General features: G+C 39.9%; 26 protein-coding genes. 24 read left to right on the plus strand and 2 right to left on the minus strand.

All coding sequences use genetic code 11. The features are described from left to right. Window positions 1–48: 48 nt before the first annotated feature. Window positions 49–579: a hypothetical protein gene (locus GN277_RS01010; protein ID WP_159749086.1), complete on the plus strand. Its 531-nt coding sequence runs from the start codon at window positions 49–51 to the stop codon at window positions 577–579. 13 nt (window positions 580–592) lie between these two features. Continuing rightward, on the plus strand, window positions 593–1,231 hold the full coding sequence (locus GN277_RS01015) for a hypothetical protein (RefSeq protein WP_159749088.1): 639 nt from the start codon (window positions 593–595) through the stop codon (window positions 1,229–1,231). 78 nt (window positions 1,232–1,309) lie between these two features. On the opposite strand, the gene GN277_RS01020 is transcribed toward GN277_RS01015, so the two are convergent. Both GN277_RS01020 and GN277_RS01025 read right to left on the minus strand, forming a co-directional pair. After that, window positions 1,310–2,962, minus strand: a complete 1,653-nt coding sequence (locus GN277_RS01020; RefSeq protein WP_159749090.1) for a relaxase/mobilization nuclease domain-containing protein — start codon at window positions 2,960–2,962, stop codon at window positions 1,310–1,312. Then, window positions 2,934–3,341, minus strand: a complete 408-nt coding sequence (locus GN277_RS01025; protein WP_159749091.1) for a plasmid mobilization protein — start codon at window positions 3,339–3,341, stop codon at window positions 2,934–2,936. The genes GN277_RS01020 and GN277_RS01025 overlap by 29 nt, the downstream gene beginning before the upstream one ends. A gap of 446 nt (window positions 3,342–3,787) precedes the next feature. On the opposite strand from GN277_RS01025, the gene GN277_RS01030 reads away from it, so the two are divergent. The 22 genes from GN277_RS01030 (at window position 3,788) to GN277_RS01120 (ending at window position 22,174) form a co-directional block, all read left to right on the plus strand. Then, complete coding sequence (locus tag GN277_RS01030) at window positions 3,788–4,474, plus strand: response regulator transcription factor (protein WP_159749092.1); 687 nt, start codon at window positions 3,788–3,790, stop codon at window positions 4,472–4,474. Window positions 4,475–4,486: 12 nt separating this feature from the next. Beyond that, window positions 4,487–5,524: a sensor histidine kinase gene (locus GN277_RS01035; protein ID WP_159749093.1), complete on the plus strand. Its 1,038-nt coding sequence runs from the start codon at window positions 4,487–4,489 to the stop codon at window positions 5,522–5,524. 92 nt (window positions 5,525–5,616) lie between these two features. After that, window positions 5,617–6,651 (plus strand): YdcF family protein, encoded by a 1,035-nt coding sequence (locus GN277_RS01040; protein WP_244324545.1) that lies wholly within the window; start codon window positions 5,617–5,619, stop codon window positions 6,649–6,651. Window positions 6,652–6,905: 254 nt separating this feature from the next. Next, window positions 6,906–7,589 carry an ABC transporter ATP-binding protein gene (locus tag GN277_RS01045; protein ID WP_159749094.1) on the plus strand — a complete coding sequence of 228 codons (684 nt, stop codon included), beginning with the start codon at window positions 6,906–6,908 and terminating at the stop codon, window positions 7,587–7,589. Then, the gene (locus GN277_RS01050; RefSeq protein ID WP_159749095.1) at window positions 7,586–9,913 is read left to right on the plus strand and encodes an ABC transporter permease; all 2,328 of its coding nucleotides are present in this window, start codon (window positions 7,586–7,588) and stop codon (window positions 9,911–9,913) included. The genes GN277_RS01045 and GN277_RS01050 overlap by 4 nt, the downstream gene beginning before the upstream one ends. Before the next feature lie 97 nt (window positions 9,914–10,010). Beyond that, window positions 10,011–10,187, plus strand: coding sequence for a hypothetical protein (locus GN277_RS29235; protein WP_204162684.1), 177 nt, complete (start codon window positions 10,011–10,013; stop codon window positions 10,185–10,187). Continuing rightward, the gene (locus tag GN277_RS01055; RefSeq protein ID WP_159749096.1) at window positions 10,184–10,912 is read left to right on the plus strand and encodes a biosynthetic peptidoglycan transglycosylase; all 729 of its coding nucleotides are present in this window, start codon (window positions 10,184–10,186) and stop codon (window positions 10,910–10,912) included. The genes GN277_RS29235 and GN277_RS01055 overlap by 4 nt, the downstream gene beginning before the upstream one ends. A 182-nt stretch (window positions 10,913–11,094) precedes the next feature. Continuing rightward, a complete protein-coding gene (locus GN277_RS01060; RefSeq protein ID WP_159749097.1) occupies window positions 11,095–12,900 on the plus strand; it encodes an ABC transporter ATP-binding protein in 1,806 nt (601 codons plus the stop codon). 73 nt (window positions 12,901–12,973) lie between these two features. After that, a complete protein-coding gene (locus GN277_RS32300; RefSeq protein WP_204162685.1) occupies window positions 12,974–13,111 on the plus strand; it encodes a lachnocin family radical SAM-modified peptide in 138 nt (45 codons plus the stop codon). Window positions 13,112–13,163: 52 nt separating this feature from the next. Beyond that, a complete protein-coding gene (locus GN277_RS32305) occupies window positions 13,164–13,307 on the plus strand; it encodes a lachnocin family radical SAM-modified peptide (RefSeq protein WP_408641649.1) in 144 nt (47 codons plus the stop codon). A gap of 58 nt (window positions 13,308–13,365) precedes the next feature. Next, a complete protein-coding gene (locus tag GN277_RS01065) occupies window positions 13,366–13,503 on the plus strand; it encodes a lachnocin family radical SAM-modified peptide (RefSeq protein WP_159749098.1) in 138 nt (45 codons plus the stop codon). Window positions 13,504–13,606: 103 nt separating this feature from the next. Then, window positions 13,607–14,932 carry a lachnocin radical SAM maturase gene (locus tag GN277_RS01070; protein WP_159749099.1) on the plus strand — a complete coding sequence of 442 codons (1,326 nt, stop codon included), beginning with the start codon at window positions 13,607–13,609 and terminating at the stop codon, window positions 14,930–14,932. A 17-nt stretch (window positions 14,933–14,949) separates the two neighbouring features. Beyond that, a complete protein-coding gene (locus GN277_RS01075) occupies window positions 14,950–16,614 on the plus strand; it encodes a S8 family serine peptidase (RefSeq protein WP_159749100.1) in 1,665 nt (554 codons plus the stop codon). A 35-nt stretch (window positions 16,615–16,649) separates the two neighbouring features. Further along, window positions 16,650–17,312 carry a DUF6973 domain-containing protein gene (locus tag GN277_RS01080; protein WP_159749102.1) on the plus strand — a complete coding sequence of 221 codons (663 nt, stop codon included), beginning with the start codon at window positions 16,650–16,652 and terminating at the stop codon, window positions 17,310–17,312. 126 nt (window positions 17,313–17,438) lie between these two features. Next, entirely contained in the window at window positions 17,439–17,819 is a 381-nt protein-coding gene (locus tag GN277_RS01085) for a helix-turn-helix domain-containing protein (RefSeq protein WP_159749104.1), read from the plus strand. A 5-nt stretch (window positions 17,820–17,824) separates the two neighbouring features. After that, window positions 17,825–18,553 (plus strand): LytR/AlgR family response regulator transcription factor, encoded by a 729-nt coding sequence (locus GN277_RS01090; protein ID WP_159749106.1) that lies wholly within the window; start codon window positions 17,825–17,827, stop codon window positions 18,551–18,553. Beyond that, window positions 18,540–19,856, plus strand: a complete 1,317-nt coding sequence (locus tag GN277_RS01095; RefSeq protein ID WP_159749108.1) for a sensor histidine kinase — start codon at window positions 18,540–18,542, stop codon at window positions 19,854–19,856. The genes GN277_RS01090 and GN277_RS01095 overlap by 14 nt, the downstream gene beginning before the upstream one ends. Window positions 19,857–19,959: 103 nt before the next feature. After that, window positions 19,960–20,364: a PleD family two-component system response regulator gene (locus GN277_RS01100; RefSeq protein WP_159749110.1), complete on the plus strand. Its 405-nt coding sequence runs from the start codon at window positions 19,960–19,962 to the stop codon at window positions 20,362–20,364. A 144-nt stretch (window positions 20,365–20,508) separates the two neighbouring features. Then, a complete protein-coding gene (locus GN277_RS01105) occupies window positions 20,509–20,661 on the plus strand; it encodes a cyclic lactone autoinducer peptide (RefSeq protein ID WP_159749112.1) in 153 nt (50 codons plus the stop codon). After that, window positions 20,661–21,251 (plus strand): accessory gene regulator ArgB-like protein, encoded by a 591-nt coding sequence (locus GN277_RS01110; protein ID WP_159749113.1) that lies wholly within the window; start codon window positions 20,661–20,663, stop codon window positions 21,249–21,251. Before GN277_RS01105 ends, GN277_RS01110 begins: the two co-directional genes overlap by 1 nt. A 241-nt stretch (window positions 21,252–21,492) precedes the next feature. Next, window positions 21,493–21,945: an RNA polymerase sigma factor gene (locus GN277_RS01115; RefSeq protein WP_159749115.1), complete on the plus strand. Its 453-nt coding sequence runs from the start codon at window positions 21,493–21,495 to the stop codon at window positions 21,943–21,945. Further along, window positions 21,923–22,174, plus strand: coding sequence for a helix-turn-helix domain-containing protein (locus GN277_RS01120; protein ID WP_159756257.1), 252 nt, complete (start codon window positions 21,923–21,925; stop codon window positions 22,172–22,174). The genes GN277_RS01115 and GN277_RS01120 overlap by 23 nt, the downstream gene beginning before the upstream one ends. The last annotated feature ends 177 nt before the right edge of the window (window positions 22,175–22,351 follow it).

Raw genomic sequence — 22,351 nt, forward strand, 5'->3', positions numbered from 1 at the left:
GGTGACAAACAGACACACAAGAAAGAATATTGGAATCCCCGGCTGCAAATGGATACAGCCGGGGTTATTCATATGGAGGATAAAGTGAAGGAATCAGAACTGATAGGGAAAATACATTCTGCTGTCTATCATCAGTGCCAGCAGAGAGGGTACGCCGCCCCGGCAGATGTATTGGTTGACGTGGGAGTGCTGCCTAAGCAGAAATATGAGGACTGGAGATTCGGGAAAGTACGGTATCTGGAAGCGGTCTGTACGTGTAATTTAAAGAAACTTTCTTTTATTATGAAACAGATCCGCTCCTATGCAAAGAAAACAAATTTAAAACCGTCATTCTGCTATTACAAGCGGTGGGGCGTGAAGAAAAAGCATGGGCATAAGCCGGTAATCCCCTTGCGGTTCAGCAAAAGCGGAAACCCGGAGATTGAAAAAGCATATGCGACACACTATGTGGATTTAGGACGGACAGAGCAGTTGAAGAAAGAAAAGATGGAGAAAGCGGCAGCTGCAAACCAAGCTGGAACATCGGATAAGACACAAGATATGCCAGTAAATATTCCTGACAGCAGAAGCGGAGCGTAAAGTGGGGGAAGAAATGGGAAAAGAACCGGACAAAAAATATAAAACCATGAAGAAAATCATGGATGCTTTAGAGGATATTTTATGCTCCTACCAGGGCAGGGGACATCAATCAGTATATGTTGATCTGGATTCCCTTGCACTTTTTACAAGCCTGATCGCATACAGACAGATACAGGTAGAAAATTACAGGTACGATTATGATGATAATATCCGGGAGGACGAAAAAGTTGCCCAGATTTACAGGGAGCTTGCCCCGCAGACAAGGTGGCGTGTGGGACGGTATACCCAGATAGAACCGATACGGATGAACGCATTAAAGCAACTTTCATCCTTGGGTATGCCGACGTATCAGGGACAGATTTATTATGCAGATACAGGCTCTGTCCTGGTATGTGGGGAAATCCTGCCCTATGAGATTTTCCAGTTGTTTACGGATATGCCGGGATTGAAGAAATTGTATGTTTTCCCCTACCCGTTTCGGGAGAGAGAGGAAAATCCGCTCTATTTCTCTTTTAAGCCGACAGAAGCGGCACGGGAGGAAATGCGGAAATATGTGGAGAAGAAAATGGATGAAATGTGCCGTATCATGAGAGAGAAAAGCGAAAGCATCAGCGGAATAATTCCTAAAGTGGATGAAAAAGATTTGCTTTAACATATCCGCTTCATTGGCATCATGACAGCCGCAAGGATTTGATAAAGGAATCCTGCGGCTGTTTTTCTGCCAGTAAGATTAAGAAATATCGGCGCTTTTCTGTTTTTCCGGCTGTCGGGTGTTTGGCTGCCCTAAAATCTTATCGACATTGGAGCAAACGGTATTCAATTCTTTTTGGTAATCCCGGTAGTAATGGTAGGTTTTCTGTGCCTCTTTTTTCTGTTGGAGCAGCTTTTCCTTTTCTGCTTTCAATAGCTTCATGGAGGGGAGCTTCCCGTCTGCGGACTGCTCCTTTAAGAATTTCCGTGCGGCTTCATAGAGTGCGATTTCCGTCGGATGCTCCTGCCGGAACTGCCCTTTATTCTTTGCTTTCAAAAACTTTTGGTAGACAGGTTTATTGGCAAGGTACTGGCCCGTGTAATGGATCTGCTCGTTTATCTTCCGGAGATTATCTTCCACAGACTTTAAATCTTTTCTGGAAGTGGAAGCATGGCTTTTAATCTCTGAAAAAGAATCTTCCAGGGAATCCCTTGTATCATACCCATGCTCCTGTATATAAGCGACCGTCTTAGCCATCTCTTTCAGGTTTGAAAGTTTCACCTTGTTAGCGTAGGCGGCATTCTGCTGTGCCTTTACGCAATCCTGCAGATCAACCACTAGCCGCAAATCTGACTTGATAAACAGGATTGATACAGCTTCCTCTTGCAGTAGATTGGATGGATGGGGTGCGGATTTCTCCGATTCCGTATTATATTTTTCCACGTCAACCGTTTTCTTTTTGTTTTCTTTACTCTTTGCATTTTCCTTAAACAGCTCCCGGAGGTAATCTTCTTCATAATGCGTGCCAAGCATCCTTCCGGTGATATACTTGTTTCGTTCCGGGTGAAGGTAGCTGAACCTGCCACGGCTGACTTTCAGCCGAATATTATATTTTCCCAAAAGCAATGCCTGGAAATCTTCCTGGCTGCAGGAAACGGCTGCGGCATCTTCGATTGCAGACCGTAGGAAATCTTTCTGTGTCTGGAATACCGTTTTTCGCGGCGCAAGTCCGTCTGAAAGGAGCTGTCTGTTACGTTCATCCAGTTTCTTTTGCCCTCTTCGTCCTGCGTGGTATTCCCGGTCTGTGATTTTCTTCTCTGCCGGGGCAAGCAGATCTATCTGGTGCAGATGTTCCCGGCGGCATATATCCATGAGCGATTGCTTTAAGTGGATCAGGTAATCTTTGGTAACATGATGCTTATACCCGGCACGGGAATCGCAGGCCCGATCCATAAAGTCCTGGCGTTCCACATCAAATTTCCGTAAGCTGTTGATTACGATATGTACGTGGATGTTTCCGCTTCCATTATGCCCGTCCATGTGGGTACAGACAAGAGACTGATGTCCGGGGAAGTTCTTTTTTGTGTATTCCATTCCGATCTGCTGTGCCTGTTCTCCGGTTAATCCATTTTCTGCTGCGTCCTTTGGATCGAAGCTGATGATGTAATGGTGGGATTTGATTTCATCATAGGATTCGTTTTTGCGGTATAGGGCGTTCAGTTCCCTGCACTCCATATCAAACGTGAACGGGTCACAGTTTATGCCGTCCATGATATATTCCTTACGGGGAATCAATTCACCATTTTCATCAAGTATCGGTTTGTTGGTATCTTCATCATGTTCAAACATGAGATAACGCTGTATCTCTGCATAGTTGGCATTTTTACTCGCTATGTGTTTCAGTATTGCCATCCAAGCTACCTCTGGCGGAAGAATGGAAATCCCCCGCCATCTTCAAGACTTCAAATTTCATTTCATAGATTCTGGCCACGCTCTGGTCGATTGCCTTACGTGAATGGATGCCGCCGCTGTTAAAGTGCCTTGCAATCTGGTTTAAGTTGCTGCCGATTTTCCCAAACTCTGCAACCAATTTTTTTAATTCCGGCAGGTCTGCCACAATCTCATATTTCGCTGTGACCTTCTGCTTCATAATTTGTTTTCGGACATATTCAGCCAGTGTAAGGTGCGTAGCTTTAGCGTTTTCAGAGACGATTTCATATTCCGTATCGGTAAGGCGGAGCATAATCTGGTGCTTATGTTTTAATTCTTTTTCCTTTTTTGGTCTTGCCATGGCATAGTTCCTTTCTGCAAAAATTGTGAGAATGATGTTTCCCTCTTTGTTATATAAAGACTTAAAAAGAGTTCCTATAATATAAGCCGATTTGAGAATGTCAACGGGAAATGAAAAAGGATTTTTATAGAAATATTTAGATTTCTCCGTGATTGGGACAATCACACTGCGACTATTTTTATATAGAAGCCAATCTGCATATTTGGAAAATATGCTGGAACCGAGGGCATGGGGAGCGGAATCACCATCAAGTTTGCCGGGTAAGCAAAATCCACGAAGTGGGTTTTGAGTAACTCAGGCGAATCTTGCCCTTTTGTTCAGAAAAAGTTTACATTATGTTTTGGAAACAAGTGTATTTATATGGTGCCTGTGATAGAAAATGGGCGTTTATTGTGCTATAATACGTTAAAGTGGCAAATTAGATTTTAAAAGGAGATAGATACAGGATGAAACAGATTTTATTGGTCGAGGACGATCTGAGCTTAATCAACGGATTGTCTTTTGCTGTGAAAAAAGCAGGATATGAGTTGGATGTGGCGCATACCAAAAGTGAAGCGGGTGAGATGTGGGAGGAAGGAAAATACGATCTGGCGGTTCTGGACGTGTCCCTGCCGGATGGCTCTGGGTTTGATATATGTAAAAGCATCCGGCAGACGTCGAAAATGCCGGTCATGTTCCTGACCGCTATGGATGAAGAGACGGACATTATTATGGGGCTGGATATCGGCGGGGATGATTATATCACGAAGCCGTTCAAGCTGGCAGTGTTCCTGTCGAGGGTCAACGCCCTGCTTCGCAGGAGCGATAACTTTAGTCAGGCGGATACGGAACTCAGTTCCGGCGGTATTGCCATCCGGCTCTTAGAACGCGAGGTATATAAAAATGGCGAGAAGATTGAATTGACAGCGAATGAATATAAACTCCTGCGCCTGCTGATGGAGAATCCCGGACAGGTGCTTTCCCCGGAGCAGATTCTGGGGAAACTCTGGGACTGCAAGGAAGATTATGTGGATGGCAATACGCTGACGGTCTATATCCGCAGGCTGCGTACTAAAATTGAGGATGATCCGGGAAAACCGGAGCGGATTATGACGGTGCGCCGCATGGGTTATAAATGGAATCCAGTGGAGTGAGGTGAGGGATAAATGAAGATACTGGCAAACAAGAAAATCAAGGTGCTGTTTAGTAAAATAGTAGCCTGCATCGTGATTTTTGTTTTGACAGCGCTATTGCTCACATCCTTTGAGGCAGGATCTACGGCGCTGGTTATTGTCCTGTGCATGGTTGATATGGGAGCGGCAATCCTCATTTTCTGTTACGGCTATTTTAAGGAACAGAATAAGATCATGGAAACGGCTGTGTCACAGATTACGGAATATATTTCCGGTAACCATGAGGCACGCATTGACTGCGATGAGGAAGGAGAAGTGTACCGGCTACTACATGAGGTAAATTCTCTGGTTGTTATACTGAATGCGCATATCGAGCAGGAACGCAGGTCAAAGCAGTTTTTAAAGAATACCATATCGGATATTTCCCATCAGTTAAAGACACCGCTGGCCGCATTAAATATCTACAATGGTCTTTTGCAGGGTGAGGCGGAGGAGCTGCCGGAGATTCAGGAATTTGCTTCGTTGTCAGAGAAAGAACTTGACCGGATTGATACGCTGGTGCAGAATCTTTTAAAGATTACAAAGCTGGATGCCGGCTCTATTGTGCTGGAGAAAAAGCCGGAAAATGTGGCGGGGATGATGCAGGATGTGGAGATGCATTTCGCATACCGGGCGGAACAGGAGCAGAAGGAACTGCTCCTGTCCGGGGAGGAAGATATCGTATTGTCCTGCGACCGTGACTGGCTGCTGGAGGCGGTGGATAACATCGTGAAAAATGCTCTGGATCATACAGAGAGTGGGGATACTGTGGAGATTAAGTGGCGGAAATCTGCCTCGGCGGTTCAGATTCGGGTTAAGGATAACGGGTGCGGCATCCATCCGGAAGATCTGCACCATATCTTTAAACGGTTCTACCGGAGTCGTTTCTCTAAGGATAAGCAGGGCATCGGGCTTGGTCTTCCGCTGGCGAAGATGATTATTGAAGCACATAATGGTACGATAGAAGTGAACAGCGAGCCTGGGAAAGGGACGGTCTTTACCATCAGCTTTCTGATTCCTACAAAATTGTAGGGAAAGAGTCATCTGTCTGTAAGGTAAAAGGTGTATCCTGATCTGTAAGGAAAGATATCTGTAAAAAGGAATGGAGCAGGGAGGTGTAAGAAGTGCTGTGCGGGATTTCATTTATTGTGCTTTTGATCGCGGTTTTGGTTTATGCAGGGATTATGGTGCATGATCCCAGGACGCTGTGGAGCGGCGTTTCCTTCTGGGGGATGCTGGCGTGTCTGGCACTGTTTCTGTTCTTTATAATATCCGAATATTCAGAGCATCTGGTGTCCCACGACTGGATCATCGGCATTCTGGCTGTCCTGTTTATAGCTGTGGTACTCTGCGCTCTGGCTTTGCCGGGATTTATGGTTGTGATGTTTTTTGTGGAAGGTGTCAGGGTCATCCGGCGCGAAGGGATGAAACCGTCCAATCTGCTGGCGTTGCTCTTTGCGGTGCTGCTGTATGGGTATCTGGCTGTCTGGCCTGGAATCGGAGATTTGACGGAGCATACTTTCGGAACCATGGCCTATGCCATCGTCAGCTTCGCTGCGGCTTATGTGCTGGTGCTGATGTCCATGTATACGTTTTCTGCCCTTCTGAATCTGGTTCATTTGAAAAAGAAGCGAAATGCAGATTATATTGTGGTACTTGGCTCCGGGATTCTTGGCACACGGGTAACGCCGCTTCTGGCGGCCCGGATTGATAAAGGTATTGAGTTATTATCCTGCAATCCAAATGCGATATTGATACTTTCCGGAGGGCAGGGACAGGGCGAGGATATTTCAGAGGGAGAGGCGATGACAGCCTATGCGATAGGAAAAGGCGTAGATATTGAAAAAATTATAATAGAGGCAAAATCTGTATCCACAGAGGAGAATCTGCTGTTTTCAAGGCGGCTGATGGAGAAAGAAAATCCGAATGTGATCCTTGTCACCACAGCTTATCATGTGTTCCGGGCACTGCTCCTTGCCAGAGGGCAGGGGATGAAATGTGTCGGCTATGGGGCAAAGACGAAGTGGTATTTTACGCTGAACGCCCTGCTCCGGGAATTTGCCGGGTATCTGAAACTGACATGGAAACGTCATGCCCTGGTGGCTGGCATTTTGGTGGGAATTATGATAACGACACGGCTTATGGCCTTGTTTCTATAAAATGAAGGGATACTGCCAGCGAAAAGACTTTTTCTTCCGGTCGGCAGTCCCTTATCCAGATGCTGCCCGTTATGATGACGGTGCAGCTTTTTTCATATCCTACAAAATTGTAGGCTGAGAGTCATGTTATTGTAGGATTTGGGTGGTATGCTTGTAGCAGTTCAGGTAAAGAGCAGAGTTCCAAATAGCTTTTGCGGGAGGCATCTGCTTTTATCTCTGGGCAAAACAAATCAATGAAAGAGGTGCATAAGTATATGGATTTACTGGAAGTAAGATCAATTTCCAAAACTTACGGCAGTGGTGAAGCGGCTGTACACGCATTAAAAAAGGTTAGTTTTTCAGTTCCAAAAGGGGAATATGTTGCTATCATTGGAGAATCTGGCTCCGGAAAAAGCACATTGCTTAACATGATTGGTGCGTTGGATAACCCAACATCGGGCAAAGTATTGATTGATGGAAAAGACATTTTTACAATGAAGGAGAGCAAGCTGACCATTTTCCGTAGGCGGAATATCGGTTTTATTTTTCAGGCATTCAACCTGATCCCGGAGCTGACCGTGGAGCAGAACATTATTTTTCCGGTACTTCTGGATTACCAGAAGCCGGATCAGAAATATTTGGAGGAGATGTTGGATGTGTTGAATTTAAAAGAGCGCCGGAACCATCTGCCGAGCCAGTTATCCGGTGGACAGCAGCAGAGAGTGGCGATTGGGCGTGCGCTGATTACTCGTCCGGCTCTGATCCTTGCAGATGAGCCGACCGGTAACTTGGATACGCAGAACAGCAGCGAGGTGATTACATTGTTGAAAAATGCGTCAAAAAGGTATGCGCAGACGATTATTATGATTACACATAACCGGGGCATTGCACAAACAGCAGACCGGGTACTGCAGGTGTCAGATGGAGTCCTGACTGACATGGGGAGGTGCAGTGAATGAAAAGCTATTTAAGCCTTATCCCGATTTCAGCGAAGGTTCACAAGCGCCAGAGCCGGATGACACGAATTTGTATTATTCTTGCTGTCTTCCTCGTAACGGCAATTTTTTCTATGCTTGAAATGTGGATGAATGGGCAGACAACGGCAATGCGCCATAATCATGGAGATTGGCACATTGCCCTTCAGAATGTACCGGAAGATAAAGCAGAAGAGATTTGCGGAAATGCTAAGGTTGAGGTTTCCTCATGGTATGATGCGATCAATGTTGATACTGACCAGGGCTATTATATAAATGGCAAAAATGCGGTTTTATATGGTGCTGAGGAAGCATACGTTACAGACATTATGAATTATCCGGCCGAGGGTTCTTATCCACAGGATAGAAATGAAGTTGCCCTCAGCACTGATGCAAAAGAACTTTTGGGGATTAGGGTAGGGGACAGTATTACCTTAAACATGCCAGCAGGAGTTTTTGAATATACCGTTTCTGGATTTTATGAGGATGATATAGAGTTTAACGATATCATTGAAGGTAGCTGCGTGTATATGAACAGGGAGACATTTGATAAAGTACGCAGCTTGAATGGCGTGGAAGCATCGTCTCAGTTTTATATCCGGTTCGAGAAAGAGAATGGTTTGAAGAAAGCGATTGCTGAAATGAAAGGGCAATATAATCTTATGGATGAAAATGTTAAGGAGAACACGGCAGTTTTAAGTCTGCTGGGAGCCAGCTCCAATGAAAGTGTAAACAACCTTTATCCTCTGGCAATCGCTTGCTTGGTAATCATATTGATTGCCGGTGTTTTAATGATCTCAGGCTGCATGAACAGTAATGTGGCGCAGCGGACAAAGTTTTTTGGAATGATGCGGTGTGTAGGGGCAAGCAAACAGCAGATTGTACGTTTTGTAAGGCTTGAGGCATTGAACTGGTGTAAAACCGCTATCCCGATTGGATGTGCATTAGGGACGGTAACTTGTTGGATATCATGTACGATATTGCGGTTTGTTGTAAAAGGAGAATGGGTGGATATGCCTCTTTTTTCGGTGAGCATAAGCGGCATTCTTTGGGGAGCTGTTGTGGGGGTAGTTACGGTATTTATTGCGGCGCAGTCTCCTGCTAAACAGGCGGCAAAAGTTTCCCCGGTAGCAGCAGTATCTGGAAATGTGGAATCATCAAAAAAAGTGATCCATGCGGCAAATACAAGACTTTTTAAAGTAGAAACTTCCCTTGGAATCCACCATGCGACAGGTTCTAAGAAAAACCTGTTTCTGATGACAGGTTCGTTTGCCCTTACAATCGTATTGTTTCTGGCTTTTTCCGCCTGCCTTGATGTTGTGCATAAATTGCTTCCATCAGTGAGTGATTTTACACCGGATATTACGATTGCGAGCCAGGACGAATCAAATTCCATAGATAGAAGTTTGTTAGAAGATATTTCAGAAATATCGGGTGTAGAATCTGCTTTTGGCATGATGCTTGCTACGGACTATCCTGTTGAAATTAACGGCAACGCAGGGAAGATTGACCTGTTTTCTTATGGGGATTTTATGCTGGACAGCTTCAAAGGGTCAATGATAAGCGGAGATTTATCAAGCGTTTACGGGGATTCTGATTACGTGATGGCGGTCTATAATGAGGCCGGGCATCTGAATGTGGGGGATAAAATAAAGATTGGAAATCATGAGATTGAAGTAACATGTGTTGCTTCCGAAGGAGTTGGGAGTGTCAGCGGCGCGACCGTTGTGGTTTGTTCAGAAGAAACCTATCGGAATCTGACAGGGGAGCAGGATTATGCTACCGTGAGCATAATAACAAAAAGTAATATATCCGAATCGGAAGTAGAGCAGATACGTGATTTGTCTGATGGATATCAATTTTTCGATGACAGGGAAGAAAAGAACGATGTTTCTGGATCCTACTGGGTATTCCGAATTGCGGCATACGGTTTCCTAGCAATCATTTCTCTGATAACCGTGTTGAATATTATGAACAGCATTTCAATGAGTGTATCTGCAAGAGTGAAGCAATATGGAGCAATGCGTGCTGTTGGAATGGAAAGCAGGCAGGTTACAAAGATGATAACGGCAGAGGCAGTAGCATACGCTGTTTGTGGCACAATTGCAGGAACTGTACTTGGGTTAATACTTCACTATTTGATTTATGTGAAGATTGTCATTAGTCATTTCGGTGGTTTTTGGAATATTCCATTTACTACAATTGGAATTGTATTTTTGCTGGTTGCCTTTTCGTGCATTATTTCGGTTCATGGACCGGCGAAACGTATGAGGAACATAGCAATCACGGATACGATTAATGACCTGTAATTGGAACGGCAGATAAAAACTGCGGCACAGTAGGAAAAGAAAAAGCTGCTGTGCCGCAGAATTTCTACACAGTAGTTTCAGAATGTGAGAACGGCATATGGAAAATAAGAGTTACATTTGCAGCACATTGATTCGGCGGGGCAAGGAAATAGGAATGATTGCTGCATTGTATGTATTTATGGTTCTGCTCGGCCTGCTGTTTCTTGGCGTTGGTATTGTATGGGAACTGGCAGATTGTATTGTTAGAAAGCTGGAGAAGGATGGATGCTTATGAGAAGAAGGCAGAAAAAGAAACATTCGGGTAGAAAACTTTTGCAGAATCTGATGACGGTTCTGCTTTGCATATTCGTTGTGGCAATCGCTTTTTTCGGTGTGAAAGGCTATCAGATGTACAAAGAAGCAGTGACGGAAAGGCCGATCAATGAGCGCGTGGAAGAAATTCGTGGCATGGAAAGGTTTACTCCTTATTCCGAACTGCCACAGTTTTATATAGATGCCACGATATCCGTGGAGGACCACCGGTTTGAGAACCACTGTGGGATCGACTTGATTGCAATTGGGCGAGCTGCGCTGACGGATATCAAGGAACGGTCATTTGTGCAGGGCGGGAGTACGATCACGCAGCAGCTTGCGAAAAATATGCTTTTCACGCAGGAGAAGAGGCTGGAACGGAAGGCCGCGGAAGTGTTTGCGGCGCTGGAATTGGAGTCCGGCTATACCAAAGAAGAAATCTTTGAGCTGTATGTCAACACATCCTATTTTGGAAATGGGTACTGTGGTGTTGGCGAGGCTGTTGCCGGATATTTTGGGAAATCGCTTTCTGAGCTGAGTGAATACGAATGTGCGATACTGGCGGGGATTCTCAATGAGCCCTCTCATTATTCACCAGAGGTGAATAATGAATTGGCAGTACAAAGAACAGAAATAGTTCTGGATAGTATGGTGGGAAATAAGATAATTACATGGGAAGATGCCAGAAGAATTAAAACGAAAGAATAATTGAATAAAGATAAACGAGGTGCAATTACTAAATTCAGTGATTGGCCTCTTTTTTATGCATATTAAAAAAGAACAGACGAAAATCGCAGAAATTATTACAACAAATAACGGTATTTTTACATCAGAAGAAAATGAGGAAAAGGTAATGGTATAATTGAACTATCAAAAAAGCAGGTGAGAGCATGAAAGTTGTAAAAGATTATATTAAGAAATTAGGATTCGTTTTTAAAGAAATTTTCAAAGCAGGACCAAGTGTATTTTTTCTTTCAATAGGGTCAATGGCGATTGCTGGTATTAGTCCGGTACTCATTACTTATCTGACGGCAGAATTGATTGAAAAATTGGGACAGAATATTGGAAATGATTCTCAGACAGTATATGTGAAAGTAATAGGTGCATTTATAGTGATGTTTCTTCTTGTTGTAATATCATATGCTACTGAAAGCATAAAGACAGTCATATGTGCTGTGGCGGGATTAAAACTATCCCATAATATTGAAAATTTAGTCGCGGATAAGTTCCAAAGTATCAAACAGGAAAGAATTGATAATCCTGAATTTTTGGATTTGCATTCAAATACTTTGAATAGATGCGGCTCTGAGCCGCTGAATTTAATGGAAAGCCTATTTGGTACTGTTGCTAATGTAATAAGTCTTATAGGATATACGATTATTATAGCGAAACATAATATAATAGCGTTTTTGGTTATTGTTATTTTCACAATTCCAATCATTGTTTTTAAGAGAAAATATCAGGGATTGACATTCCGATTTTACAATGAAAGAACAATGCAACTGCGAAGGATTATGTATTATCTGGAATTACTGACGGAACCTGAATACACGAATGAGGTTAGAGGGTACAGATTATATGATTATATTAGAGACCAAAGAGAAGAACTGTTCCGGGATTTTATAAATGGAAATACAAAAATTGCTGCAAAAGAAATTACAGTGTCATTGATAACCAGTTTGATTTCTATGATAGGAGCTATCTTAGTTGGCGTATGGCTGATCCATAAAACGATTGCAGGAACGATATCAGTATCAGAATTTTATTTGTTGATTACAGCAATTATGACGCTTGCTACTGATTTACTGGCGTTATCGGATCAGATAGCATCAAACAGTAAAAGTATGATGTTTATCAATTACATATTTGATTATATGGAAGAGCCAAATTTGATAGAAAACAGCGATTTGAAAATCACGGAAAAATCGATACATGATATTTGTTTTGAAAATGTGAGCTTTAAATATACAGGTTCTGACAACTATGTATTGAAAAACATTAGTGTGAGCTTCAATACAAGTGAAACAGTTTGTCTTGTAGGTGAAAATGGAAGTGGAAAATCTACTTTTGTTAAACTGTTGCTAAGAATTTATGACCCGACAGAGGGGCGCATATTATTGGATGGCATAGATCTAAAAGCATATGATATCAATGAGATACGAAAATTTTACGGTGTATTGTTCCAAGATTATGTGAAATTTTCTGATAGCGTCCACAATTGTATTGGTTTTGGAAATATAGATAATATACAAAATGATGAGGGGATAGCAGAAGCTGCTAAATTAACAGGTGCGGATACATTTATTGAAAACTACAAGGATGGATATGAAACAAATTTAAGTAAAATGTTTTTCAATGATGCAATAGAGCCATCTGGAGGACAATGGCAGAAAATAGCCATTTCAAGGGCTGTTTATTCGGATGCTCAGGTGTTGGTTTTGGACGAACCGACGGCTGCACTGGATCCTAAATCAGAGGTGAAAATGTTTGATACATTCAAAAATATAAGTGAGTTAAAATCGACGATAATTATTTCTCATAGAATGTATATTACAAAATTATCAAATAAAATCATTCTGTTAGAAAACGGAAATCTTGTAGAAGAAGGAAGCTTTGAAGAACTTATTAAAGTGAAGAAGGAATTTTATTCCATGTATAAAATACAATCGGACAGTTATTCCATGTCTGTCGAGTAGAAAAAGATAAAAACGGGTTATTGATTATTTATATGGTCTGCTATATAGATGATGTAGGAAAGGAAGTGAAAATATGCAGGATAAGAAAGTTAATCTGAAAAAGGTCAATAAGACCAACAGTTCAACAGTAAGAACTCTGGATTGTCATTGCACTTGTGGAGGAAGAGTTTTGCAGGCTGTTACGAAAGGATATTTAGGAAGTTTCCTTTAAGCAAAATTATAACAAGATATGTAGAAATTTATTTTAGTAGAGGTGATTTGAAATGAGCAATAAAAGACCAAATTTGAAGAAAGTTAATACGGCAAATGCATCAACAGTAAAGACATTGGCATGCCATTGTGGCTGCGAGGGTAAAGCCGTTACAGCTTTTACATTGGGCTATTTGAAGAATTTCGCGAATAATTAGAAATCACGCAGGAAAATATCTTTTGGGTATTAAATGCAATTTGTAAGGAGGTGAAATCATGACCATTAAAAGAGTTAATTTGAAGAAGATTAACAAGGCGAATAATTCAACGGTGAAAACCTTGGATTGCCACTGTGGATGCTCAGGTAAGCCTGTATCAGCATATAGCAAGGGATATGTAGGAATGTTCTTGTAATCTCTAAAGCCGGTACATATCAGATATAAAATCTGAAAATAAAAAACCATCTAATAGCAGACTATATAAATAATCAATACCCCGATAATGAGAAGGAGAAAAAATGTATTTATCAAAAGTAATTAAGGCGGACAATCATTTGTACGTCTATGATGCATTAAACAACAAATTTGCTACGATTAATTCGGAAAATGATTTGTTAGATGACAACAGTTATGTGGAATTTTTACATGATAACAATTTTAGAGATATAAAAAAGCCATGTGAATTTGAAATAAAATATCCTTTTAGTGAAGATGAATTAAAAGGAATGTTTAGCAATAAAGTAAAAAGTGTTACTTTGGCACTTACTGAACAGTGTAATTTAAGATGCAAATATTGTGGATATATGCCGAAGTATTTGGATCATGACTATCATTTGAAGGAAATGTCAAGAGAGATTGCATTTATGGCGATAGATTTTCTTATGAAAAATTCACAGGAAAGTGATGTGTGTAATATTGGTTTTTATGGCGGAGAACCCCTACTTCGGTTAGACCTTATAAAAGAATGCATTGCCTATGTGAAAGAAAGATATCCATTCAGACAGCCTACCTATAATATTACGACAAATGCAACGCTACTCAATGATGAGGTAGTTGCATTCTTGATTGATAATGATATTCAGATAACCATTAGCCTTGATGGACCGGAAAAGGAGCAGAACAAATACCGTGTCGATGGAAGTGGTAAAGCCAGTTATGATAAAGCGTATCAGAATATTCAGGAGCTTTGCAGAAGCTATCCTAAATATTTTAAGGAAAGTGTTAACTATAACGTGGTTCTGTATAATGGAGCCAGTGAGAAACTCTTTGAGTCTCTGGATAATCTGTGGAAATCAGATGTGACGCTGGTAGATTTGTTTGAAACGGAATATTTTAAGCAGGTAAGGGATAAGAGGGATGATGAGGAAAGAAAAGATGAGCCATTTGATGCGAAAGTTTATGACTTTGCTTACAGAAATATGTTGATGAATATGAAAAAATATTATAATGCGTTTAATACATCAGAAATCAGCAATATCATTCTTCCAGGTGGTTTTTGCATCCCCGGTGTGAGAAAAAACTTTATTACCACAGATGGGAAAATCATCGTATGTGAGAAGGTGGATGAAAAAGAGGAGCTTTTTGAAATCGGAGATGTTTATATGGGTATTGATATGAAAAAGATTAAACGGCTTGTTGATGAGACTGTAAAATGCTTAGGCAAATGCAAACATTGTTGGGCTGCCAGATTCTGTAATATTTGTTTTATGGATGTTTTGAAGCCAGGAAATGAATATTGTGAACAGTCTCGAAAAAATGTAGAAAATGAGTTGGGATATTATCTTGACCAGATTTGTGAGGATAGAGAGTTGGTTAATTATATATCCAATATATCACTAATTTAGATACGAGGAGGATGAAAATGAAGATTGCATTGATTGATATTGGAGTTTCTAAAAAAGCCGTTGAAAATGGAATGGAAGTCCGGCATTTTTCGTTAAATAACGGAGAAATGGTAGAGAAATATAAAGAGCCAGAAGAAGAACATGGTACACGGTGTTTTAAGGAAATTATGGCGAATGCAAGGAACATGAACACACAGATTTTAGATCTGAATATATCAGATGCATCAGGGTCACTGCAGGTATTGCCCATGATTGTGGCAATAGAAAAAGCCATTGAGGAACGGGTTGACATGATTAACATTAGTCTGGGTTTAACTGCATATTCGCAGGAACTGTATGACATATGTGAAAAAGCTGCACAAAACAACATCGTGGTTTTATCTGCCGCATCGCACAAGAATACGATTTCGTTCCCGGCAGATTTTAACAATGTGATTTGTGTAAATGTGGATCAGAATCAGACGGAAAAAATAAGAACAGTTGGACTCTCCACTGTTACTGTGTCTATGAAAGATTATATCATTACAGAAAATGGAGTAGAGTTCGATTTTGGATCTTCGAGTATGGCTTGTGCAAGGGCATGTGGCTATTTTTGCGTTACGCTTGGAGATGCACCGTTAAATGATAAGTATAAGGTATTGTTGAAAAAGTACAATATTAAGCTTCATGATACTGATAGCATTCAGGGTGACAATACGATGGGGGAAAGCGAAATAAAGAATATCCTGTCAAATAATAAGACGGCTGTTGTGCTTTTTCCAGAAACTGCGGCAAGTAGAATTAAAACAAATATGCTGCATAAAAATATCGTAGCGTATTATGATTATGAAAGAGACGGTTTTTATACGTTTGCTGATGATAGTGAAACTGCGGATTTTGATGTGATAATGTTGCTGAGTTCGTTATATTATGATTTACAGTTCCCATCAGCAATCAAAGAAAAGTATAAGGATTATCGGATTGTTTGTATTGGAAATTTCCTTGGAAAAAATGACAACAGTTACCTGTATGATTACGATAAGTACAAGGCATCGGAAATGACAGTTTTAGAAAGACCTGTCATTGCGGTTGCTGGATTGTGCAGCGGATTAAACAAGGCTGATGTGCAGATTGAACTGCTAAGCAGATTAAAAAAAGACGGGTTAGACATTAAAGCGGTTTCTAATAATCCGATAGGATTGTTGTATGATATGGAAACTTTCAACTATCCAATAGAATTGAAATTCCCGGATGTCGTTTATTCTATAAATAAATATATGTACCTGACGGAAGTAAATGAAAATATGGATGCATGGCTCATTAACATTGGTGGTGCAATCGGTCAGGTAAACAATTTGAATACATACAATTTTGGGAAATTGGCAGATGCCTATTTTTCTGCGGCAAACATAGATGTGGCCGTCATGTGTGTAAATACTTTTGTCGATGTGACAAATTTAAAGTTACAATTGGCAAATTTATACAAACATGGAATTGAAAATATATTTGTCGTTTTGTCCCATAATGATATTGATGCAACGACGATGGATTACAAGGATGGTTTGCAGACTTATTATGTGGATGATGAAAAATATCAGCAGGCATTGAAATATGTGAGATCCAACATCAAGGAAAAAGTATTTTCATTAAAAGACGTTCAGAATGGAAGTCTTTATACGAACATAATTGATGTGTTGAGTTAATAAGACATGATAAAAGAAATGGAGTTGTTGTACATATGAAAAAGATATTGAAATTATTTGGCTTGCTCCTGACATTGACAATGATTTCTTCAACGACGGCACTGGCAAGTGAGAACAATTATAGAGTTAGCAATCTGATCGGGGTAGAGCAAAGTGAGTTTGAGCAGATGATTGCGGAAATACAGAGTATCAAAACTGCACATCCGGAGTATACAGAGGAGATAATCTTAGAGATTATGGACGAACAGCATCAAGGACGTGAAAGAGGAATTGCAGACATCTGGAATGCACTTACAGATTCAGAAAAGAAATTATGTATTCGCTATCCCTTTGATGCCCTGAAAGTAAATACGGCCAAAAACATTGCTACTTCTCAGACAGAAGCAAAATTTGGGTCAAATGGACTGGGAGATAGAAGCGATGCATTTCGCCATGGGATCTGGAATGCGGAAATGGCAGTTCTGATTGGAAAAGAAAAAGCAGAAATGTTTGCTACGGCACATGAAGATAAAGATGTTACAGGGAATGAATCTGATGGGTATCCAAAGGTAGCACACAAGGACATGGATTTACATAACAATGAAGTGGGGAGAACGATAGGCGAAAAGAACAGCGGAGCCTCGGAGGACGAAATGGCAGATATTATTTATCAGAACATTTATTCTGGAGAAACGCAATTTATATGGTTACATGAGTAAGGAATGAGCAGTGCATCAGCACTGCTTATCTTTATGATTGACGTAATTGATTACTTCTATTATTTGTATCGAAGCACAATAAATAACGTATCATAGAAATATAGTGTTGTTAAGAGGTAATCAAATATGGAAAGTCGTATCAAACAGCTTCGAGAAAAAAGAGGTATAATACAGGAAACTTTAGCGGCAGAATTAGGGATAACACAGCAGATGCTTAGTAAATATGAAAGGGATATTACACTTATTAAAGTGGATATTCTTAAAAAGATTGCGATGTATTTTAATGTAACAACAGATTATCTGCTAGGAACTTCAGATGTAAAAAGGGATTTACAGGGACAGATGAGAGTGAATAAAACGTTAGATGAATATTTTGATTTGATTGAGGTATATAAAGATTTAGATCAATATGACCGGGAAGTGGTATGGTCGGTGATGCAAGCAGTTAAAAAGGCAAGTAAAAAAAGGAAAATAAAATGTAGAAAACAGAAAACAGAAGAGAGTTGATAAAAATGCTGAATATAGCGGTCTGTGATGATGACATCCAAACTACTGGTAAAATGGAGAGGATAATACAGAAAATTGCGAAGAAGAATTTTGTGGATACGGATATAGAGGTGTTTTGGTGTGGAGAAAGCCTGGTGGATGCAGTTACAGAGGGAGCCTGCTTCGATATCATTTATCTGGATATAGAGATGGATAAGGAAGATGGGATTTCAGCGGCCAAAAGAATCAGGCTATATGATAAAAATGTCCTGATTATTTATGTTACCAGCCATGAAAATCATATGAAGGAATCCTTCGAAGTACGTCCGTTTCAGTTTCTGGTAAAACCAGTAAATGATCGACAAATGGAAACATGTTTTAAGGCTGCTTATGATGACATAAATAATGGAGAATTTTATTTTCGGTACAGCTACCAACGAATAAACTATAAAGTGCCTATTCGGGATATCCTGTATTTCGAAAGTAATAAAAGGAAGGTATTTATTGTAACGGAAGATGCAACATTTGAGTTGTATGGAAAATTAAATGAGATTGAGAATAGATTGAAAACATGTAAAAACTCATTTTTACGTGTTCATCAATCGTTCCTTGTAAATTACAAACATGTGAAAGGGCAGGCTTATGATTTTGTGATAATGGATAATGGGAAAAAGCTTTCAATCAGTGAAGACAGGAGAAGGATGATTAGCGAACAGTATTGTTCAATGGAGGACACATTCTATGTTGATAAATAGAATATTGCTGTTTGGAATAGATATTTTGCTCTCAGGATTTTCACTCTACTTGTTTTATAGTTATTTCGATATATTTTTTGAAATAGGGAACGAAAAAATATCATTGATAATGGGGTCTGCTGTGTTTTTGGCATGGCAGCTTGTTGTGCCAAATAATAGCATGTTACCTGTCTACGTAAATATTGGAATTACTACAATAGTAACAATGTTTGCAGCACTGGTTATATATGATGGGCAATTCTGGAAGAAATGTATTTTTGCGGTATCTTTTAATGCAATTTGGATGCTGATAGAAATATTAAGTGGTGATCTGCTTCTGATTTACTGTAAGCAACTAACAGAGCTTCGGGAAATGGAAAGGGTGGGTTCATTTGCCTCAAAGTTGTTGTTCCTATTTGTGATTATCTCTTTAAAAAGGGTATTTATGAACGATGATATTAAAGATTTGTCAGTTAAATACAGTTTAATGCTTGTTTTAATTCCAACAGGAAGCATTTTCATTATGAATAATATCTTCACGCTTTGCTATAAAGTAAACAGTAATCGGGCAAATTTCAATTCGGCAATTACCGCTATCATGTTGCTGTGTATGAATGTTTTGATTTTTTACATTTATATGAAACTGGCAGATGACTTGCGACTGAGACGGATGACATCCACCTATGAGCAACAATTGGAGTTGTGCGAGCGACATCTGCAGGAACGGGAAATTTCCATATTGCAATTACGTGATGTAAAGCATAATATGAAAAATAATCTGGTGTCAATACTTGCACATGCAGAGAATGGGGAGTGCGATAAAATTATAAGTTTTGTCCATGAAATAATGGAAGAGGGAGCAATTACTACATCTACAATTACAAACAGTGGAAACATTGTGATAGATTCCCTGGTTGGATATTGGTACACAATGGCACAAAAGGCGAGAATAGATTTTTCCGTAGATGTCAGTATTCCTATGAAGATGCCCTTTAAAGGTGCTGACTTATGTTTGATTCTTGGTAATTTACTTGAAAATGCTGTGGAAGGGGCAAAGAAAGCGGAGGGTGAGAAGTATATAAGGCTTCATATGAAATATGATAAAAAGAATTTGCTATTGTTTATGGTAAACAGCTATTCTGGGAAACTTATAAAAGCAAAAGGTAATGTACTAAAATCGACAAAACAAGATGCGGAAAACCATGGCATTGGTTTGTTATCCGTGAATCGAGCGGTAGCTAAATATCATGGAACAGTAGTAATTGAAGATTCTATACAGGGAGAGTTTAAAGTAAAAGTTGTATTATATGGCGAACAGAAATAATTACATGAACAGTCGATATTATTACATCATATAAATGGAGATGAGTGTATGATGATAAAATAGCAAGATAAGATTCAGTGGAATAAGATGAAAGTGGTGCTGTATGGAACAGGTATTATTATTTAGCAACAGTAGGAAAGTGTTTGAAGTCACAAATGCAATAACATTAGGGGAATACAAGCTGTCATGGTGTACATATGATTTGTTGAAAGAAAATCAGTATCCGCATTCAGATATCATTATAATGCACTTTGATAAAAAAATGACGAAAGATGGGACATTTGAATCTATTATTAAGGTGAAAGGAAGGTTGGGACATACAATCCCGATTCTTGCATTGATAGAAGAAGGAAACCCACAAGACATATTTTCAATATTGAATGCTGGGGCATATGATTATTTAGAAAAAACAGATGATATACAGAAGTATAGAAAGAAAATTGATGAGCTTGCTTTATGGAATTGGTATTTAAAACACAGTGATCAGAAAAACAGCAGTGATGATTGAAATATATCATTGCTGCTGTTTCGGCTATGGGGAGTTGTTTTATAGAAAAAGTTACATGAATACTCGATTTTTTTACAAGAAGCAAATTTATAGGACTTTTTGTGGTAAAGTATTACTGTAAACAAAAGAAAGGAGATTTATAATATGAACACTAAAAATTTGAAAAATCAGACGGCGAACATGTTGGCAAATGCATCACTCAAACTGGGGAAAATGTCTGCAGACAGTAAGTGCTGCTACATCTTTCATCAGCCAAAGATGCCGGAAGCATTAAAGAAAATGAAGAACACTAAATAATGAAGCAGTTATCGGAAAGATTGACGAGATACGTCATTAAAGCCGGTGCGGTTCCAGAAGAATTATATGCGGTATATCAATATGGCTTTCAAATCGGTCTGGAAATGCTCTGCTGTTTCATTACCTGTTTGGTTATAGCAATATATCTGCATATGGTTTCTGAGTTTATGGTGTTTACTTCCATTTTTATTTTGCTGCGAACTTATGCGGGTGGAGTGCATTTGAATAGCTTTTTTGCATGCTTTCTGTGTTCTGTTACCGTGCAGACAGCAGTGATGGCCATTTCCTGTATATATAAACTGCCAATCATTGGGGCATGGTTTATTATTTTAATATGTGGAGCACTGGTAGTAAAAATTTCACCTGTAGAAAGTAAAAACTGGGAATTGGACGATGATGAAAAATGTCATTGCAGGAACGTGACCATAAAGATTATTGGCGGCATTCTTATATTTGCGGGGTGCTGTACATTAGCCGGGAAACATGGAATTGTATCGCTTACTGCATTGACTGTTCTGGTGGTGTTTGTTTCCTTATATATTGGTGCAGCAAAATATAAAATTGAAAAGTGTAAGGATATGCGGAGATGATAGATTCTATCGTTTCCGCATTTTATTTTAGAAGAAAAGAAGAAAAGCCTGTTAAAAATAGGCAATTTTCATAGTTAAAACGTCCAATGGGTTTCGGCTCATATGGGCGTTTTTATATAAAGAAAATTTTTTGAAAATTTTCTTCCATACCCCAACATTGGGCATCACTCATACGGGATAGGAGTGAAAGGGAAAAAGGTCCTTTGCTCTGATCCTGTTGGCCGGGAAGGAGGTGAACTCTATGAAGCAACCTTCTTCCTTGGATGAGGAAACTGTCAGACACCAGTTTGACCGGAAATGCAAGCTGGCATTAAAAGGTGAACTGGTAGATTATACAAGGCATATAGACTATCTTAGTAAGCATGAAGTGATTCTCTCTGAATTATCAGAAAGAGAATTAGAAAGCCTTTCTGTTATCGACGAGTATGATTCGGAGTATTTCGATTTTCAGGCATTAGGCTATGACATCCGGCTAAAGGACATGTTGCTTGCGGAAGCGTTAAATGCACTGACGGAAAGAAAACGTGATGTAATCATGCTGTCGTATTTCCAGGGGCTAAGCGATGCCGATATTGCAAGGAAGCTGAACCTGGACAGGAGTACGGTAAATGAGCATAGGAAACGCTCGCTTGAATTGTTAAAACAAATGATGGAGGAACGTAGCAATGACAATGAAAACAAAAAGAAAAAATAATGAAGATGCAAGATTGCTGCCTTTTTGTGTCATTAAGGCAGCTACGGAAGGCGATATCCTGGCAATTCATAAAGTGTTGAACCATTATGAAGGATATATCACAAGTTTATCTGTACGGAGGATGAAAGACAAATTCGGAAATGTTCATTATTGTGTGGATGAAACACTGCGCCAGCGTTTACAGACAAAGCTGCTCATGACAATATTGAATTTTAAGTTGATACGATAAACGAAGCAGGCAGGCATCCCTTTCTGTCAACCTGATATTCGTTTTTCATACGCACCTTGACAATTTCATATGGTGAATCCTGCAGGATGTACGAAGCAGTTGAGCTATTTAATGAATACGCCATGACTATCTGTACCTGTCACTTTGCGACACGATGTCGTAAAGTGGCGGGTATTG

Origin of the sequence: Sporofaciens musculi, assembly GCF_009830285.1 — a bacterium.
In the GTDB taxonomy this organism is placed as follows: Bacteria; Bacillota; Clostridia; order Lachnospirales; family Lachnospiraceae; genus Sporofaciens; species Sporofaciens musculi.

Bases quoted from the DNA above. Each gene is read 5' to 3' on its own strand.
- GN277_RS01010 (WP_159749086.1), top strand. From the start codon at position 49: ATGGATACAGCCGGGGTTATTCATATGGAGGATAAAGTGAAGGAATCA.
- GN277_RS01015 (WP_159749088.1), top strand. From the start codon at position 593: ATGGGAAAAGAACCGGACAAAAAATATAAAACCATGAAGAAAATCATG.
- GN277_RS01020 (WP_159749090.1), bottom strand. From the start codon at position 2,962: ATGGCAATACTGAAACACATAGCGAGTAAAAATGCCAACTATGCAGAG.
- GN277_RS01025 (WP_159749091.1), bottom strand. From the start codon at position 3,341: ATGGCAAGACCAAAAAAGGAAAAAGAATTAAAACATAAGCACCAGATT.
- GN277_RS01030 (WP_159749092.1), top strand. From the start codon at position 3,788: ATGAAACAGATTTTATTGGTCGAGGACGATCTGAGCTTAATCAACGGA.
- GN277_RS01035 (WP_159749093.1), top strand. From the start codon at position 4,487: ATGAAGATACTGGCAAACAAGAAAATCAAGGTGCTGTTTAGTAAAATA.
- GN277_RS01045 (WP_159749094.1), top strand. From the start codon at position 6,906: ATGGATTTACTGGAAGTAAGATCAATTTCCAAAACTTACGGCAGTGGT.
- GN277_RS01050 (WP_159749095.1), top strand. From the start codon at position 7,586: ATGAAAAGCTATTTAAGCCTTATCCCGATTTCAGCGAAGGTTCACAAG.
- GN277_RS29235 (WP_204162684.1), top strand. From the start codon at position 10,011: ATGGAAAATAAGAGTTACATTTGCAGCACATTGATTCGGCGGGGCAAG.
- GN277_RS01055 (WP_159749096.1), top strand. From the start codon at position 10,184: ATGAGAAGAAGGCAGAAAAAGAAACATTCGGGTAGAAAACTTTTGCAG.
- GN277_RS01060 (WP_159749097.1), top strand. From the start codon at position 11,095: ATGAAAGTTGTAAAAGATTATATTAAGAAATTAGGATTCGTTTTTAAA.
- GN277_RS32300 (WP_204162685.1), top strand. From the start codon at position 12,974: ATGCAGGATAAGAAAGTTAATCTGAAAAAGGTCAATAAGACCAACAGT.
- GN277_RS32305 (WP_408641649.1), top strand. From the start codon at position 13,164: ATGAGCAATAAAAGACCAAATTTGAAGAAAGTTAATACGGCAAATGCA.
- GN277_RS01065 (WP_159749098.1), top strand. From the start codon at position 13,366: ATGACCATTAAAAGAGTTAATTTGAAGAAGATTAACAAGGCGAATAAT.
- GN277_RS01070 (WP_159749099.1), top strand. From the start codon at position 13,607: ATGTATTTATCAAAAGTAATTAAGGCGGACAATCATTTGTACGTCTAT.
- GN277_RS01075 (WP_159749100.1), top strand. From the start codon at position 14,950: ATGAAGATTGCATTGATTGATATTGGAGTTTCTAAAAAAGCCGTTGAA.
- GN277_RS01080 (WP_159749102.1), top strand. From the start codon at position 16,650: ATGAAAAAGATATTGAAATTATTTGGCTTGCTCCTGACATTGACAATG.
- GN277_RS01085 (WP_159749104.1), top strand. From the start codon at position 17,439: ATGGAAAGTCGTATCAAACAGCTTCGAGAAAAAAGAGGTATAATACAG.
- GN277_RS01090 (WP_159749106.1), top strand. From the start codon at position 17,825: ATGCTGAATATAGCGGTCTGTGATGATGACATCCAAACTACTGGTAAA.
- GN277_RS01095 (WP_159749108.1), top strand. From the start codon at position 18,540: ATGTTGATAAATAGAATATTGCTGTTTGGAATAGATATTTTGCTCTCA.
- GN277_RS01100 (WP_159749110.1), top strand. From the start codon at position 19,960: ATGGAACAGGTATTATTATTTAGCAACAGTAGGAAAGTGTTTGAAGTC.
- GN277_RS01105 (WP_159749112.1), top strand. From the start codon at position 20,509: ATGAACACTAAAAATTTGAAAAATCAGACGGCGAACATGTTGGCAAAT.
- GN277_RS01110 (WP_159749113.1), top strand. From the start codon at position 20,661: ATGAAGCAGTTATCGGAAAGATTGACGAGATACGTCATTAAAGCCGGT.
- GN277_RS01115 (WP_159749115.1), top strand. From the start codon at position 21,493: ATGAAGCAACCTTCTTCCTTGGATGAGGAAACTGTCAGACACCAGTTT.
- GN277_RS01120 (WP_159756257.1), top strand. From the start codon at position 21,923: ATGAAAACAAAAAGAAAAAATAATGAAGATGCAAGATTGCTGCCTTTT.